The following is a 15,616-nucleotide window of genomic DNA, read 5'->3' on the forward strand; positions in this document are numbered from 1 at the left end:
ACCTGTTCTTTGAGTAACCTATGCTGCCAATTCTCACCTCTTGGGTGCTTGGCCCACTGTTGGCGCTCTACACCCTCCTGTTTGTGCTGCGCATCTTTCTGTCGTGGTATCCACAACTGGATACTTCCCGGTTGCCCTACTCGCTGGTGGTCGGCCTGACGGAGTTTCTGTTACGCCCGACCCGTCGCCTGATCCCGCCTCTGGGAGGTGTGGACATGGCCCCTGTGGTTTGGGTGGGCCTGGTTACCCTGTTGCGGGAGGTGTTGCTGGGGCAGCAGGGGCTGCTGACAATGGCCCTGCACTGAGAGCGTTTTTGCCAACCATCTCTCATCGACTCTGCAAAATTGGGATCCGCTCGCCGAGGCTCTGGAAAGGCTGGCCCTCGGCGCCTTCTCGGAGCTCCTCCTGTCTCTGTCGCAGTTGCCGGATCAGCTCCGGCACCACCTGGTAGAGATCCCCGACAATGCCGTAGTGGGCAAATTTGAAGATAGGAGCGGCGCTGTCTTTGTTGATGGCAATGATCGTCTGAGATTTGTCCATGCCCACGCGATGTTGAATGGCCCCAGAAATGCCGCAGGCGATGTAGAGCTGGGGGCGGACGGTCTTGCCGGTTTGGCCCACCTGGTGGGCATAGGGGATCCACCCAGAATCCACGGCCTTGCGGGAGGAGCCGACAGCGCTGTTGGGAAAACAAGCGGCCAACTCCTTCAACAGCTCAAATCCCTCTGGGGATCCCAGCCCGTAGCCGCCGGAAACGATCACCTTGGCGCGGGTGAGATCTACCGCCTGGGACAGGTTGCGCACCGTTTCCACAATCTGCAGGCGCAGATCGCCGGGATCCAAGTTGACCGGCACCGGGATCACTTCCCCCTGGCGGGATCTGTCCCAGGGCAGGGGCACCATCACCCCTGGGCGCACCGTGGCCATTTGCGGGTTTTTCCACGGGCCAAGGATGCGAGCCTTGAGAGATTCGCCGAAGCTGGGCCGGATGGCATAAAGGCAGTCGGGGAAGAGGCCGGACTTGCTGGGATCTTTGCTGTTGGTGTACTCGAAGGGGCCAATGTCCAGCTCGGTGCAGTCAGCGGTCAGGCCGGTCTCCAGGTGGGCGGCCAAGCGGGGGGCCAGATCTCGCCCGGTGGTGGTGGATCCCAGCAGGATGGTGTGGGGTGGTTGGGGCCAGCTTTTGATCAAGTCTGTGATCACCCGGCGGTAGGGCAGGGTGCGGTATTCGGCCAACTCGGGGTGATCGGCAATGAAGACTTGATCTGCCCCGTGGCCGATCAGAATTGGGGGCAAGTGGGCAATGTTGTATCCAAGCACAAGAGCGCTCAAGGTGGCTCCCAGCTTATCGGCCAGCCGCCGCCCGGCCCCCAACAACTCTAAGCCGATGGGCTGCAGTTCCCCGTTCACCTGCTCGGCGAAGACCACTATCCGCTTGCGATCCATAAAACTGTGACTCCTAGGTTGAGATCGGGATTGAATCGGGTTGGGGTTGCGACGATGTCAGCAGAGTCCTTCTGGGTCAACTTTTCACTCCAGCCAGCTGGCCTGGGGTCGATGATCAGACAGTGATGATTGAGGGGCGATGGGGGGCCGGTGGGACGCAAGATGTAAAGATCTAGGAGGTTGCGGCGTAGCGGGAGAGGTCAACGGCCTGGGTCAGTTGGTTGACCAGTTGGGGGACGGATTGTCCCTGAAAGACCTGACAGTTGCCGCCAATTTCCCCCACTTTTTCGGTGGCAGCCACGATGGTTGGGGATCCCTTGAGACCGCAGCGCTCCGGGTCTGCCCCCACATCGTCCAAGTTGAGGATCTGGATTGCCTCGGCCCGTGCCATTTCATCCCGCATTAGCCGCTGCACCCGCTGCACACCCCGTAGAGTGGGGTAGGCCAAACGCCGAGCGGAATTGGCCACCGTAATCAAAACCGGCAGGGGCACCATCACGATTTGGGATCCCCCTTCGATGGCCCGCCGCGCCACCAGGATCCCATCCCGAATCTCGAAGGCTTCGCAATAGGTGACCTGAGGGATCCCCAACCGCTCCGCCAACTGCGGCCCCACCTGGGCCGTATCGCCGTCGGTGGTCTGGAGCCCGCAGAAGATCACATCGGGCCGGCCAGCATAGCGAACCGTCTGGGCCAGAGTATAGGCAGTGGCTAGGGTATCGGAAGCGGCCAAGCGGCGGTCGGTCATCAAAATACCCCGATCCACCCCGTGGGCAATGGCCTCGTAGAGCACCTCAATGGCCGGGGGTGGCCCCATTGTAATTGCCGTTACCCTTGCCCCGTGTTGCCGTTTGGTTTGCAGAGCTGCTTCCAGTGCATAGCGATCAAAAGGGTTTAACATCCGCTTGGCCTTGGCGCGATCGATCGTGCCGTCACTGTTGATGCCGGCCTTGGCGTTTTGATCGGGAACTTGCTTAATCAGAACAAAAGTTTCCAAGGGCCTAAACTCCCTAGTGATCCCCTCCAGGTTAAAAGGGATCCCTGGGCGCCACACACTTATTCAGCTTTTTTTCGGGATCGGAAAAGCCACCCCGGCATTAAGCCCTCATAAGCTGCCTTTCCCAGCACATTGGTTTCCCAAGTTTAAGTAACCTTAAACAAAGTTTGAGATATTTCCTCACTGCTCTGGGTCGCTTGCGGTTCTCCCCTCAAGAGAAATTTGGGCTCCCTCCTGTGAACAGGACAAGCTTTGGGAATATCTCGCTTGGATGACAGAGCCAATCGCGACAGCGGGCCGTAGGCCTTTGAGCTACGTCTCTCACCGGTCATCGAGAAAAGTTGACCAGCTGGCAGGAAGGGCTAGCTGTCTGCAAAAGTCAACAGACAGAGGCCTCAAAGTTGGTACCGGATCATCCAGATCAGCCGATCATCCGCTCGGATTTTGGGGGAAGCAGGCTGTTGTCAAACACTTTCTTCAAAGGGGGCTTGCTAGACAAGCCAAAGCCATCCACCACCTGAGCAATTGAGGTTTCCATACGCGCGGGCACCACATCCCCCAAGCCAATTTCTCGCACCTCATCGGTAACAAACAGGCGCGGCATGGCCAGGGCGAGGCGCAATTTCTCAGTTGCCATATCCAGCACCTGCCCCTCGGCTTTGGCTTTGTCCAGAAGGGCCAACATGTTGCCATCGGTGTCGCGGATGGTGTCTTGCCAACCCTTAACATACGCCCGCAAAAAAGCTTTGAGCTGCTCCGGTTTTTCCTGCAGCAATTGCACACGAGTGATGAGCGCATTGCCGTACAGCTCAAGGCCATAGTCGTTGTAAAGGAAAGCCGTGATGTCCTCCAAGCTGACCCCGCCCCGCACCAGATTGGGCATGGCCGAGGTCATAAAGCCGCTGATTGCATCCACCCGACCTTGGATGAGGAAAGGTTCGCGCAACTGTGGCTCCATAGTTACCCACTCCACCGACCCCGGATCGATGCCGACTTGCTTGGCAAAGACCGGCCAGAGCCGACGCGGCGCATCCCCTGCCGGTGCTCCTAGCTTCTTGCCCGCCAGTTGGGCCGGCTCCCCAATGCCCTTATCTTTCAAGGTGTAGATGCCAAAGGGAGAGCGATTGAAGTGGACATAGATCGCTACCAAGGGCACGTCCGGATTTTTGGCATTGAACTCGATCATGGAGTAGGGATCCCCTTCCCCCAGGTCGTACTGGCCAGCGGCAATCTTGGTGATGGAATCGGCGGAGCCATAGCCGCGCTCGTAGGTGACCTCCAGCCCCTCTTCGGCGAAGTAGCCCTTCAAGATCGCCGTTACAAGGGGGGTATCCATCGAAGAGGGCAACCAAGAGAGGGTAAACTTCAGGGGCGTCAGTCCCTGGGAAACCAGAAGCGGCCCGCGGCTCTGAGCCCTCGCCTTTAGCCCTCCAACGGCAACCCAAGAGGCAGCCGCAGCAGCAGATTGAAGGAATTGACGACGCGACGATTTCCGGATGGACATACTAGTAAACTCCACAGCAGCTGTCTCAGCAGAAATCCGCAAGCGGGAAGGCGAGCATTACCGCCAAACAACTTAGCAAAGCAGAGTTAAACTTTTGTATTCGGTGATACTTTGTACCCAAAAGCTTGGCCTAAAGCTCTGTCCCGTCAATTTGTCAGAGCCATCTTCGCAAAGCAGGCGAGCAAAAGCAAAGTTTGGCTGGAGGAGCATCTATTCTTTTGTCAGATTTTGTCAGAGCCGGTTGGCTGTCGATATGATGATGCTTTTACTGCCCCAGGCATCCCTGGAACCTCTCTCGACGTCTGCCGACACGAACAGCCATGGCCACTCAACCCGTATCCACCTCGCTGATTCGGTTTCTCACCGCCGCCGTAGCCGAGAGCATTCGACGGGCCTCAGAGGCGGGGCAACTGGGATCCCTGGCCCCCCAGCAAGCCACAGCGATTGCCCCCGTGATCCAGATCCCCAGCGACCCTCGCTACGGCGATTACGCCTGTCCCACCCCCCTGGGCATGGCCAAGCTCTGCCGCCTAGCACCGGCCCAGATCGCCCAAACCCTGCAAAAACACTTGGATCTGCCGGACATCGAAACTCAGGTGGCGGGAGGAGGGTATCTCAACTTCCGGCTGGGGGATCCCTTTTTGGCCAAGCGCTTGCAAGAGCTGCTGCATCTGGGAGAAAACTTCGGCAAAACAGCCATTCCCCATCCTGAGCGCATTCTGCTGGAGTTTGTCTCCGCCAACCCGACGGGGCCTTTGCACGTCGGCCATGGGCGCTGGGCTGCCGTTGGCTCTACGTTGGCCAACTTGCTGCACTGGACGGGCCACCAGGTGGAGCGGGAGTTTTACATCAACGATGCCGGCAACCAGATGCGGCTCTTGGGCCAGTCTCTGGAGGTGCGGGTGCGGCAACTGCAGGGGGAAGAGGTGGCTCTGCCCGAAGATGCCTACCATGGCAGTTACTTGGTCGATATTGCCCGGCGGCTGTTGGGTCAGGTCAAGGCCGGGATCCGCCCTCTGCCCACCACCCTAGAGGAGTACACCGATTTTGCCTATGGGGAAATGCTGGCCTGGCAAAAGCAGACCCTGCAACAACTACGCACCGAGTTTGATCACTGGTTTAGCGAGCGCCGCCTGCACACCCCCGATCCCCAGACAGGCCTGAGCGCCATCCAGCAAGCTTTGCAGGAGCTGCAAGAGCGCGGCTTTCTCTACAAAGCCAAAGCGCCGCGGGGTGAGGATCCCAAGCCAGGGGCCGAAGAGGCCGTCTATTTCAAAACCCAAGAATTTGGCGACGACAAGGATCGGGTGGTGCAAAAGGCCGATGGTTCGTTCACTTATCTAGCCGCCGATATTGCCTACCATCGGGATAAAGTGCAGCGGGGATATCACCGGCTGATCAACATTCTTGGCTCGGATCACCATGGCTATATCGGCCGCTTAAAGGCGGCGGTGGGTGCCTTCAGCCCAGATGTCAAGCTGGAAATCTTGATTGGACAATTTGTCAAATTGTTCAAAACCGACCCGCAAACCGGTGAGAAAACCGAAGTGCGCATGTCCAAGCGCACCGGCAACTTTGTCTCACTCAATGACCTGATCGAAGATCCAGAAATTGGCGTGGGGGTCGATGCAGCCCGCTGGTTTTTGCTTAGCAGCAGCATGGACAGCCCCATCAACTTCGATTTGGATTTGGCCGTCAAGCAAACTTTCGATAACCCAGTCGTGTATGTTCACTACAGCCATGCCCGCTGTTGCACTCTGCTGCGGCGGCTACAGGAAGAAGAAAAGGTTGAACTGACCAACAAAGTCCCTTTGACGGAGCAACAAAAACTGCCCTACAAAGAGCCAGAAGAGCGGGCCCTGCTGCTGCGCTTGTTGGCCTTGCCGGATGAGCTGATCGCCGCTGCCGAAGAGCGCGCTCCCCACAAGATCATCCGCTATGCAGAAGCCATCGCCGCCGATTTCAACAAGTTTTACGACAACTGCCGTATTTTGCCGCTCTTGAAAGAGGATCCCCTTTTGGCCCAAGCCCGCATCCAATTGGTGCAGGCCACGCAGCAGGTTTTGTTTAACGTCCTCACCGGCATTCTCGGCCTGAGCGCGCCGGAGTCTATGTGATTTACGAAGGAGTGCCGTAAGGCCCCCAGCTCACGCTCTGGGCGGAAGCCAGCTATAGCGGTCGCGAGTAGGTCAATTGCAATAAACCGTTCCACAACGCATAGTCATTTATCTCACCGTCAAGGTGAAACAAACGACCGGTTGCTTCCTGCTAAGGCCTCTGGCCCGCTAGCGCGATCAGTTGAAATAGATGGTAATAAAAACCACGACTGCTATCAGCCCCTTTGATTCCGGTAACGCCGATCCCCGTCTCGATGAGGGAGAGGAGATAGGGCTCAAGCGCCTAAGTTTCGACTCTGTGGGCGCGCAAGAGCAAGTTGGTTCCCAAGTCCTCTTGGGCTGCCCAAAAGGCGCAAATCCACCACGAAACCTCGTCTTGGCGATAAATGCCACAGGTGAAAGGATAAGGTTGCAAAATATTCGCCATCTGCGCTAAGGCCGGAACTTCCGCCATGTAGTCGGCCCACACTTGGGGATCCAAGGCTTCGTAGGTGAAATCGGAAGGAAAGAATGTGCAACTGGATTCCAGGCTGGGCCGGTTGGTCAGCAACAATTGAGCAGGATCTGAGGATTCACAGCCCAAGCGATCCCCGATCTGAAAGGTCAGTTGAAACAGGCGGTTAATCAGATCAAATTGCTCAGGGCTCATAAGTTCAGAATTCCTAACTTTCAGATTGGGATGGGCGTTAGAGTTGACAGGTGCGACGGCTGCGCTCCAGCTCCGGCTCGATCCAGGAGAGGGCGAAGTGACTCACACAGGGCAACTGCGGGAAGCGGCGGGCCAGCTCTGCTGTTTGGGTTTCCAGGCTGGGGCGTTGCCGCTGGGCTTGTCCCCATAGACCGGCAATGGCCGGGCAGACAAAGGTTTGGGGAGAGGCCACAGCCAGGACCTGCTCCACCTGCTGCGCCACACAGGAGCTATCCTCGCACTTGGCATAGGCCATTGGGTGCCATTCCATACCCGGATCAAAGCGGTCCCAGGGTTGCAGACGAGCGTCAAACCCTTCTCCTACTGCTTGGTTGCCTTCTGGGAAGAAGACAGCCCCCACCGGGATCCCCAGCCTCTGGGCGGGTTGGGCGGCCTGCTGTAGATAATCGAGAACGCCGTAGCGGGCAAACTCGACGCTCAGCTGCCAAAGCTGCTGCTGCCAACGTTCTTGGCGAACGGCGGCGCTGGGGGTGGGGGAAGGGGCAGGAGTTGGTGCTGCTGCCTCAGAACTGGAATCCGCCGGTTTCTCCAGACTCTCTGGTAAATCTTTTGCAGAGGAAAGCTGATCCCCCTGCCAATTCCTGCTGGCCATGTCTTGGGCAGCCCAGTCCAGTAACTCTGGGGAAAGCGCCCATTTCTCGGTCGGGCTGGGCCAGGGATCCCCTGGCTGCCGCCACCTGGGCTCTTCGGCATAGGTGGCATCCAGATGGAGAACATCTGCCACTGCAATGTAGCCCTGGCTTAGGTAGCGCTCCAGCAATGCCCGACCCGCCGGGTTTTCTGCCAAATTGAGGTAGGCTTTCCGGGCGGCCTCTCCATGAATCCACAAGTCTCGGACGGTGGCTGCCACGCTGGATCCCCCTGAGCCACGCGGATAGCGAATGTAGTCGAAAAGGATCCCATCCGGCTGTCGCTGTAGGATGCGGCGGACCAACTCGGCAAAATCCCGCCGTGCCAAGGGATGAAAGGGATCCACAAACACCTCATCCGGGCTGCCCAAATCTTCCCCAAGGGCTGTTGCCGGATCCAGAACAGTGGTTATGCCACGACCGTTGCGGGCCAGGGCCACCTGTCGATCGGGCCGTTGTCCGTAGCTGTAACCGAAATTGAGGGAAAACACCCAAGCATAAGCAGACAAACCGCGGCGTCGCGCCGCCTTCAGAGCCAGATCCAACAAGTCGGCGTTGGGCTGTAAGCTGGGCCAGATCCCTCCTGCGCCATCCGGCAAAATGGAGCGACCATCGTAAAAGGTCTCGATAAAGACGCGGTTGTAGCCCAGGTTTACCACTTGGTCGAATACCTGATCCAACACGCCCGGATTGGCATCACAAGGGTGCAGACGTACCCAAATGGCCTGGATCTGGGGCCAGCGTTGGCTGCGGCAGGCGATCAAGGCAGCGCCATGTTCGGCCAAAACTTGGGTGTACTCGGCCCAAGCAGCATTCGACTGGGCAGCCTGCTGGCGCAGTTGAGCCTTGCGCGCTACCTCCTCGGGCGGCTGTCGGCAGTAGGCGTCGAGCCGAGCAGCCAAGTGGGATCCCCTCTGTTCCGTACTGTCTACGGAACCAGAGCTGGGGAAAAGGGAATGGCCGGGCCACAAGAACTGAGCCTGGGCCGTGATTCCGGATCCCAGCAACATCAGCGCGCCCAGCACACCCGCAAGCCAGCGGATCCCTTGGTTTTTCGGCAGTCTCAGCACCCTCAACCTCCACCGAGAATGGCCCCGATCGTACTCTTCTCCTGCCCAGAGAGCGGCTATTGAAAAAAAACAGCCGCCCGTGCCCACACCGGCGCAATCCCTTGGCCAATCTCTATAGTTATTTCAATCTAGATTGAGACACCTTCTCAGCGCTCTGCGCCGCTTCTACAGCCACCTCTAATCCCTCTCCATCGGGGAGAGGGGAGTTGGGGAGTAGTGCAACAGAAATGTTTCATTCCTGTTTAGAATGACTAGACCTCCGATCCCAGTGGCAGGGGTTTGCTCTTCGGTTTTGCCTCTTCCGCCACTGTGACCGTTAGCCAGGTTCTCCTAGGGATCTCGCCAAAAGGCATAGATTAGCGCTTATGATTTAGTAGTAAACCTTTAGCTTTTCTTGATGTCCATGAAGGCCATTACCTTGCACCAACTGCAAATCTTCGAGGTTGCCGCTCGTCACTTGAGCTTTACCCGCGCTGCCGAAGAGCTCTACCTGACCCAGCCCACGATTTCCATGCAGATCAAGCAATTGAGCAAAGCTGTAGGGTTGCCGCTGTTTGAACAGGTGGGCAAGCGGCTGTATCTCACCGAAGCGGGGCAAGCTTTACACCAAACCTGCGAGAAGATTTTTGAACAATTGAATCAATTTGAGATGACCCTTGCCGACCTGAAGGGGTTAAAGCAGGGACGGCTGAGCATTGGAGTGGTCACCACTGCCAAATACTTTATTCCCCGTCTTCTGGGGCCATTTTGTCAGCAGTATCCCGGCATTGACGTAGCTCTTAAGGTGCTCAACCGCCAGCAGGTTTTGGAGCGGATGAGCAACAACATGGACGATCTCTACGTGATGGGGATGCCGCCAGAAGATCTGGACGTGGTGGCACAACCTTTTCTGGAAAATCCTTTGGTGGTGATGGCCTCTATTCATCATCCCCTGGTGGGCCAAAAGGGGATCCCTCTGGCGCGCATTGCCCAAGAACCTTTTTTAGCCCGTGAACCCGGCTCCGGCACCCGCATGGCTGTAGAGCGGCTCTTCGACAAGCATAACCTGAAACTCAACATCCGCATGGAGATAGGCAGCAGCGAAGCCATTCGCCAGGGCATTGTGGGTGGATTGGGCATTTCGGTTTTGTCTCAGCATGTGTTGGCCTTGGGGGGGTGGCAGCATCATCTGGCTATTTTGGATGTGGAAGAGTTTCCCATTCGGGGGTTCTGGCATTTGGTCTATTTGCGCTCTAAACGTCTTTCGGTGGTGGCCAAAGCTTTTGCCGACTTTCTTCTTTCCCAGGTTTCTCAAATGGAGCTGGACTTTGTGGCTAAAGAGCAGCACAAATCCAATTCAAGTCCCAATCCTGAACTGTTTTCTGGCAAAGAGGCTGAAGCACAGCCGAGAGCTCTTGTCGCAACCCCCGGATCCCCTCAAAGTCGTGAGTGAACAATACTCGCAAAAACCCCAGGTAAGCCCGCGCCCACTCGTCTTCCGGATCCAGCTCGACGATCTGTTGAAAATGCAACTGAGCTGCTTCTGGTTGTAACAGCGCCGCCAACATCAAGCCCAGTTGGTAGTGGCTTTGGATTTGCTGGCTCGGTTGGCCTTGGGCAGCAGCCTGTTGCCGTTCCCCCTCCAGCAGTTGCCGTACCAGGATGCGATCTGGATCCGTCAAAAAAGTCGGGTATTGCAGGGTTGTCCAGGCATTGAGATAAAGGGAGAGGGCCTGCAGATCCCCAGCGGCAGCAGCTCTGGCCGCCTCGCGGAGAGGAAACAAGGGATCCGTTACAAGGGGGGATCCCTCCTTCGGGAAGCTCGACAGGGATCCTCTCCAGGATTGGTGTAGGGAATGGCGGATCCCTTTGGGCGACTGCCATTCCAGGTGGAGAAGGCCACCTCTTGGGAAGTCGGTTGTGGGCAGCGTCAAGATCTCTTCCACCAGCCAGCCGCCTGTTGAGTTGAGCTGCAGGCGATTCTGCCCCAGCACCCAGGCCCGCTTCTCCAAAACCCGTCCTTGCCCATCTTCCAGCCGCGCCCAGACCAGCGTCTGGGCCAAGTTCTGAGCTGGGCCTTGCCAGCGCAACTTCCAGGCCGGGATCCCCAGCTCCAACAGCGCCTCAACCTCCACCAGCTCCACCTCCTCAGCTTCAAGAGGCCACTCCTGTACCGTCACCTTTGAAAAGCGAGGGAAGTAAGTGTGCGGCCGACCCACCGTAGGCAACTCCACCGCCGGATCTTGTCGCCAGTCTGGGCTGCTGCGCAGGTGCTGCCGGATCTGCTCCTTAGTCGGGCCATAGGGGCCGATAATCCCCTGTTCCCCTTCCGCATCCACAAACCCATCCAGCAAGGAGAGCTCCAACTCCGGCCAGGGGGTTTGCCCGGCAGCGCGGAACGTGACCGGCCAGCGCTGGAGAGCCGCCAAGTAGGTGAGGGTTTCGGAAGAGATCAGCTCTGTATTGGGGAGAACTCCCAACGTGGTGGTCAAGCCTGGCTGGATCAAGGATTGGATCCACTGCGTCAGCTCCTGTGTGGGGTGCTGCCCCTGCCAATGCATTTGGATCCCCGTCCACAGAGGGGCCACCCCTGGGGTGAGGGGCCGACCCAAATTGGCCAAGGCCAAGCAGCCCAGAACTAGCCCTGCACAGACTCCCCTTTGCAAAGCCCACGCACCCCAGCGTTCCTCCAACCACCGGCAAGCCTTTTGGATCCCGCCTGCTGATAACACGGCCAAGAGAGGCAGCAGGGGTAGGGTGAAGCGCACATCTTTGATGTCCACCAGGGTGTAGAGAAGGTAGCCCGAACCGTAGGTGGCCCACAAGACTGCCTCTCGCCTGTCCAGGGATCCCCACCCGCTCAGCAGCGGCAACCCCCACAAAAAAGGGCTCATCTGCAGGGGCAAAAGGCGCAAGTAGGCAGTCCACCAGCACAGGGATCCCGCTGGGCAAGTGATGTAGTAGTGGGCAGTCTCGGCGTAAGCCCAGCCATTGCTGAGCACAAACAGCCAATTGGCCCCATACCAGGGCCAGCACAAAAGCAGCATCACACCCATCCCCAAGGCCAAGTGGGCCAGCCGCGCCGGCCAAGGGATCCCTTTCCACCACCCCACCGCTTTCCCAGAGCGCCAGAGGGCCTGACCTGCAACTCCCACCAAAGGCAGCAGCAAAAACAGCACCCCTGTCCACTTGGTAAGCAGCACCGCCGCCACCCCCGCCCCCACCCCCACCGCCCCCCACCAGGAAGGCTTCTCCCCATAGGCCCACAGCGCCCAAAACGCCAGCGTCACCGCCACCACCAGCGGCAACTCCAACATGTACACGTGGGCCAAAGCCGTGATCCCCGGATAGAGGAGCACCAACGCCGCCGCCAGCCAGCCCACTTCCCAGGAGCGATAGACCCGCTGTCCCAGCCGCTGCGTTGCCAGAACCAGCACCCCCAGCAACCCCAAGTTGAGCAACTGCCCGTCCGCCCGGCTGAACGGATGTAGAACTGCCAAGGGGATCCCCAGCCAATAGGCCAAAGGGGGGTAGCGCTGGTTCAAATGCAAAAACTGCTGCCCCCACAGCCCATCCCAGCGAAACCGCTGCAGGTGAAGCCCAAACGCCTGCGCCTGCAACAAATGCTGCGCCTCATCCCAGGCTGGCGGCAAGGGATCCGTCCAATTCCAGATCACCAGCAGCAGCAGGGCCACCATCCCCAGCCCGGCCCACCACCGCAGGAAAGGGATCCCCGGCCTGTGGGGTCTCTCCGGCAATGTCTCTCTCTCCTCGTCTGTACCGTTCATGCTTTGAAAACAATCCGCAGAGATTCAGCAGACATTGGGATCCCTTGCAACTGCCACCTGGCCTTGCCCCCCAGAGCTAAACTCAACCTGTGTCATTCTCAGCGCTCCTCCCACAGACCGAGAGCTTCAGCATCCCATGATCGCTCCATCTGTCGGCCCAGAAGGGGTTTGGATCCTTGCGGATCAACTCCACCCCCAGCAATCCGCCCTCGCTTCCCTCTCGACCCTATCCCCAGACCGAGTTCCCGTCATTCTCATCGAATCTCACCGGTGGGCCAGCTCCCGCAACCACCACCAGCAGAAACTGGTGCTGGTCTGGTCGGCCATGCGTCACTTTGCCCAAGAACTGCAACAGCGGGGCTACCCGGTCACCTACGTGGAAGCCGACAGCTATGCCGAGCCCCTGCAAACCTGGGCCAAGCAACATCAACTGCAGCAGATCCGCCTCATGCAGCCCGCCGATATTCCCGTCCGAGATGAAATAGAAAAGCTGAGATCCACCCTCCCTTGCCCCCTCCTGATCTTGGAAAACAACCACTTCCTCTGGACAGCTGATCAATTTATCGAGTGGGCCTCAGGCCGCAAGCGCCTGCTTCTGGAAGACTTTTACCGCGAAGGGCGAAGACGCTTCCGCATTCTCATGGATGGCCCCAAGCCCCTGGGCGGGCGCTGGAACTACGACCGGGAGAACCGCCATCCTCCCAAACCGGGAATGCGCTATCCTCGGCCCCTCACCTTTTCCCCCGATGCCATTACCCAGGCTGTCATCGCAAAAGTTAGGCAACACTACGGCCATCACTTCGGATCCTTAGAAGGATTTGGCTGGGCCGTCACCCGCGCCCAAGCCCTGCAAGTGCTTGATCATTTCATTCACGAGCGCTTGCCCCACTTCGGCCCCTGGCAAGACGCCATGCAAGCCGGGGAAGACTTCCTTTTCCACTCGCTGCTTTCTCCCTACCTCAACTTGGGCCTGCTCACCCCCCACGAAGTCATCGCTGCCGTCGAACAAGCCTACCATCGCGGCGGGATCCCCCTGCCCTCCGCCGAAGGCTTCATCCGCCAGATCCTGGGCTGGCGGGAGTACATGCGCGGCTTCTACGAATACCAGATGCCCAACGGCTATGCCCAGAACAACTTTTTTGGCCACCAGCGACCCCTGCCAGAGTTTTTTTGGACGGGCAAAACCGACATGGCCTGTCTGCAGCACACCCTGGATCAAATTCGCCGTCATGGTTATGCCCACCACATCCAGCGGCTAATGGTGCTCAGCAATTTCGCCCTCATCAGTGGCATTCAGCCCCAGGCAGTAGAAGCGTGGTTTCAGGATGTGTTTATCGACAGCTACGACTGGGTGATGCAGCCCAACGTCATCGGCATGGGCCTTTTTGCCGATGGGGGCATGCTCTCCACCAAACCCTATGCCGCCTCTGCTCAGTACATCCGCAAAATGAGTGACTACTGCCGCCATTGCCGCTACAATCCCAGCGAAAAGGTTGGCAAACAAGCCTGCCCCATCAATACGTTGTATTGGGACTTCCTGTTGCGTCAGCGATCCCTCTTAGCCCCCTTGGGCAGAATGAAATGGGTATTGATCCATTTGGATCGCATGGAACCGGAGCTAAAGGCCCAGATCCAGGCGCAAGCCGCTGCTTGGTGGGATCCCTTGCAATCTGCACTCGACGAACAGAGTCCATCTCATTTGCAATCTGTCTAAGCACCAGAAGATTAAGCATCCGGTAAAATTGAGGCACCCTCCTACCCACCTGTCGCTTTGTAAGGACTGCAAGCCATGAAATGTCCCCGCTGCAGCAAACAAGAAATCCGAGTTTTGGAATCTCGTTCGGCAGAAGGTGGCCAGAGTGTGCGGCGGCGGCGAGAATGCATGTCCTGTGGCTACCGCTTCACCACCTATGAGCGCATCGAGTTCATGCCCATCATGGTCATTAAACGGGATGGATCCCGCGAAAGTTTCAACCGCAACAAGATCCTGCAAGGGGTGATGCGTGCCTGCCAAAAAACCCCCGTCACCGTCAGACAGATGGAAGAGCTGGTCAATGAGATCGAAGAAAAACTGCAATTGGAAGATGCCCAAGAGGTAACCAGCCTGCGCATCGGCGAGATGGTGCTGGAGCGCCTGCAACACCTAAGCGAGGTGGCCTACGTGCGCTTTGCCTCCGTTTATCGCCAGTTTCAGGGTATAAAAGACTTTGTCAATGAGCTGGAACAGTTGGAACCACCTCTGCGACGGGATCTGGAGCGGCTGCTGCAGGACTCCTCTGCCTCAGATTCCGAATCTTCAGGCTCCCCGGACTTGGTGGGAGAGTATTCGTGACGTGGGAACGACAGCGCAAGCCGGCCCTCCCTGGAAGCAGCGGGGAAATGGCGCTTGTGGGCGGGAAAAATTGCTGTGAAGAGATCGCCCATTCCAAAGGCTTAGCGGTATGCTTGGGGTAGTAATTGCGGCTTACACTAACGCTAGAGCTGCACGCCTTTAGATTGACGGTGTTCAGCACTATCCTTGGAGATCCCTGATATCTTGGATCCCTCTGTGTCAAGCTGTCCCAGCCCCCTGTCCTTCCGAGTCGATCCCAATCTATGCAATACGGTTTTCGGGGTTCTAGCCCCTCTGGCGCTCGCAACAGCAACGGTAACCCCAGTGGCTTTCGCTCCCCTGCCGCAATGGAGACGGGGCCAGGGGTGGTGCCGATTCAGGTGTATCAACAAGTGGCCGAAGAGTTGGAGTCTGCCCGTCAGCAGGTAAGCCTGCTTTCCTCGGAAAACCAGCACCTGCGCGCTCTGCATCAGCAGTTGTCTGGAGAGCTCGCTGCCATCACCCGAGAGTTCCAGGGGCAATTGGGCCACACCCTGAAGCGCCTGCAGCAAATCAGCCTACGGCTTGCTGACGCAAATGGCCAGGCTGCCCAAGTTGCTGCAGCTTCTGAAGCCTCTTTCCAACAGAACAGCCCGACTGCCAATCCCGGCCAACCGGAAGCCCCTCCCAGCTACGATTTTTTGAATCGCCTCAAGCGCCGACAGGCCCGCAACGAGACCCCCTCCTTCTCATCCAACGGCTTTGCCCCGTCCTCCTTTGATTCCCTTCGCCACCCTTCCACCCACACCTCTGCCGAGCCCTACCCCCGCACTGGCTACCAGGTTCCTTCCCTGGACGAGTTGATGCAGGATAGGGGCGGCCCGGATCCCTATCTCGGCGAGGCAGACTCCTCAGCCTATTCCACCGGCATTTATCAGCGGGTACGGGAGCAACATCACGGATCCCAGGGCTCTGCCGTACTTTGGATGGCCGCTGCAGTCGTCTTAGTCATTGGATCGTTTGGGTTGGGATTTGTAGCCGTACAGCCGTTTTTGCGCAACAACCC

12 protein-coding genes (1 of these 12 running past the window's edge) are annotated in these 15,616 nt (G+C 58.1%); 6 read left to right on the forward strand and 6 right to left on the reverse strand.

Annotation, left to right across the window (positions count from 1 at the left end; all coding sequences use genetic code 11):
• The first annotated feature begins 20 nt into the window (after positions 1 to 20).
• Entirely contained in the window at positions 21 to 305 is a 285-nt protein-coding gene (locus CYB_RS09240; protein ID WP_011433534.1) for a YggT family protein, read from the forward strand.
• 22 nt (positions 306 to 327) lie between these two features.
• Here the strand turns inward: CYB_RS09240 and CYB_RS09245 are convergent, their stop codons facing one another.
• From CYB_RS09245 to CYB_RS09255, 3 genes are all read right to left on the reverse strand, one after another.
• Positions 328 to 1,446, reverse strand: coding sequence for an electron transfer flavoprotein subunit alpha/FixB family protein (locus tag CYB_RS09245; RefSeq protein ID WP_011433535.1), 1,119 nt, complete (start codon positions 1,444 to 1,446; stop codon positions 328 to 330).
• A 172-nt stretch (positions 1,447 to 1,618) separates the two neighbouring features.
• Positions 1,619 to 2,443, reverse strand: coding sequence for an electron transfer flavoprotein subunit beta/FixA family protein (locus CYB_RS09250; protein ID WP_011433536.1), 825 nt, complete (start codon positions 2,441 to 2,443; stop codon positions 1,619 to 1,621).
• 421 nt (positions 2,444 to 2,864) lie between these two features.
• Positions 2,865 to 3,947, reverse strand: coding sequence for an ABC transporter substrate-binding protein (locus CYB_RS09255; RefSeq protein ID WP_011433537.1), 1,083 nt, complete (start codon positions 3,945 to 3,947; stop codon positions 2,865 to 2,867).
• 320 nt (positions 3,948 to 4,267) lie between these two features.
• On the opposite strand from CYB_RS09255, the gene argS reads away from it, so the two are divergent.
• Complete coding sequence (gene argS / locus CYB_RS09260) at positions 4,268 to 6,064, forward strand: arginine--tRNA ligase (protein WP_011433538.1); 1,797 nt, start codon at positions 4,268 to 4,270, stop codon at positions 6,062 to 6,064.
• A 283-nt stretch (positions 6,065 to 6,347) separates the two neighbouring features.
• On the opposite strand, the gene CYB_RS09265 is transcribed toward argS, so the two are convergent.
• Both CYB_RS09265 and CYB_RS09270 read right to left on the reverse strand, forming a co-directional pair.
• Positions 6,348 to 6,713 (reverse strand): hypothetical protein, encoded by a 366-nt coding sequence (locus CYB_RS09265; RefSeq protein WP_011433539.1) that lies wholly within the window; start codon positions 6,711 to 6,713, stop codon positions 6,348 to 6,350.
• 37 nt (positions 6,714 to 6,750) lie between these two features.
• Positions 6,751 to 8,472 (reverse strand): hypothetical protein, encoded by a 1,722-nt coding sequence (locus CYB_RS09270; protein ID WP_011433540.1) that lies wholly within the window; start codon positions 8,470 to 8,472, stop codon positions 6,751 to 6,753.
• Positions 8,473 to 8,875: 403 nt separating this feature from the next.
• Here CYB_RS09270 and CYB_RS14385 point away from each other — a divergent pair, with 403 nt between their 5' ends.
• Positions 8,876 to 9,904, forward strand: coding sequence for a LysR family transcriptional regulator (locus CYB_RS14385; RefSeq protein WP_011433541.1), 1,029 nt, complete (start codon positions 8,876 to 8,878; stop codon positions 9,902 to 9,904).
• Here the strand turns inward: CYB_RS14385 and CYB_RS14905 are convergent.
• The gene (locus tag CYB_RS14905; RefSeq protein WP_011433542.1) at positions 9,786 to 12,239 is read right to left on the reverse strand and encodes a hypothetical protein; all 2,454 of its coding nucleotides are present in this window, start codon (positions 12,237 to 12,239) and stop codon (positions 9,786 to 9,788) included. The two genes, CYB_RS14385 and CYB_RS14905, sit on opposite strands and share 119 nt — an antisense overlap.
• Before the next feature lie 136 nt (positions 12,240 to 12,375).
• On the opposite strand from CYB_RS14905, the gene CYB_RS09280 reads away from it, so the two are divergent.
• The 3 genes from CYB_RS09280 to CYB_RS09290 form a co-directional block, all read left to right on the forward strand.
• A complete protein-coding gene (locus CYB_RS09280; RefSeq protein WP_011433543.1) occupies positions 12,376 to 13,953 on the forward strand; it encodes a cryptochrome/photolyase family protein in 1,578 nt (525 codons plus the stop codon).
• Between the two features lie 75 nt (positions 13,954 to 14,028).
• A complete protein-coding gene (gene nrdR / locus CYB_RS09285; protein WP_011433544.1) occupies positions 14,029 to 14,571 on the forward strand; it encodes a transcriptional regulator NrdR in 543 nt (180 codons plus the stop codon).
• A 263-nt stretch (positions 14,572 to 14,834) separates the two neighbouring features.
• Positions 14,835 to 15,616 carry the 5' portion of a hypothetical protein gene (locus tag CYB_RS09290; protein WP_071818167.1) on the forward strand. 22 nt of this gene lie beyond the right edge of the window, so 782 of the gene's 804 nt are visible here — the first part of the coding sequence; its start codon is at positions 14,835 to 14,837; its stop codon lies off the right edge, out of view.

The sequence above is a fragment of the Synechococcus sp. JA-2-3B'a(2-13) genome, assembly GCF_000013225.1.
Taxonomy (GTDB): Bacteria; Cyanobacteriota; Cyanobacteriia; order Thermostichales; family Thermostichaceae; genus Thermostichus.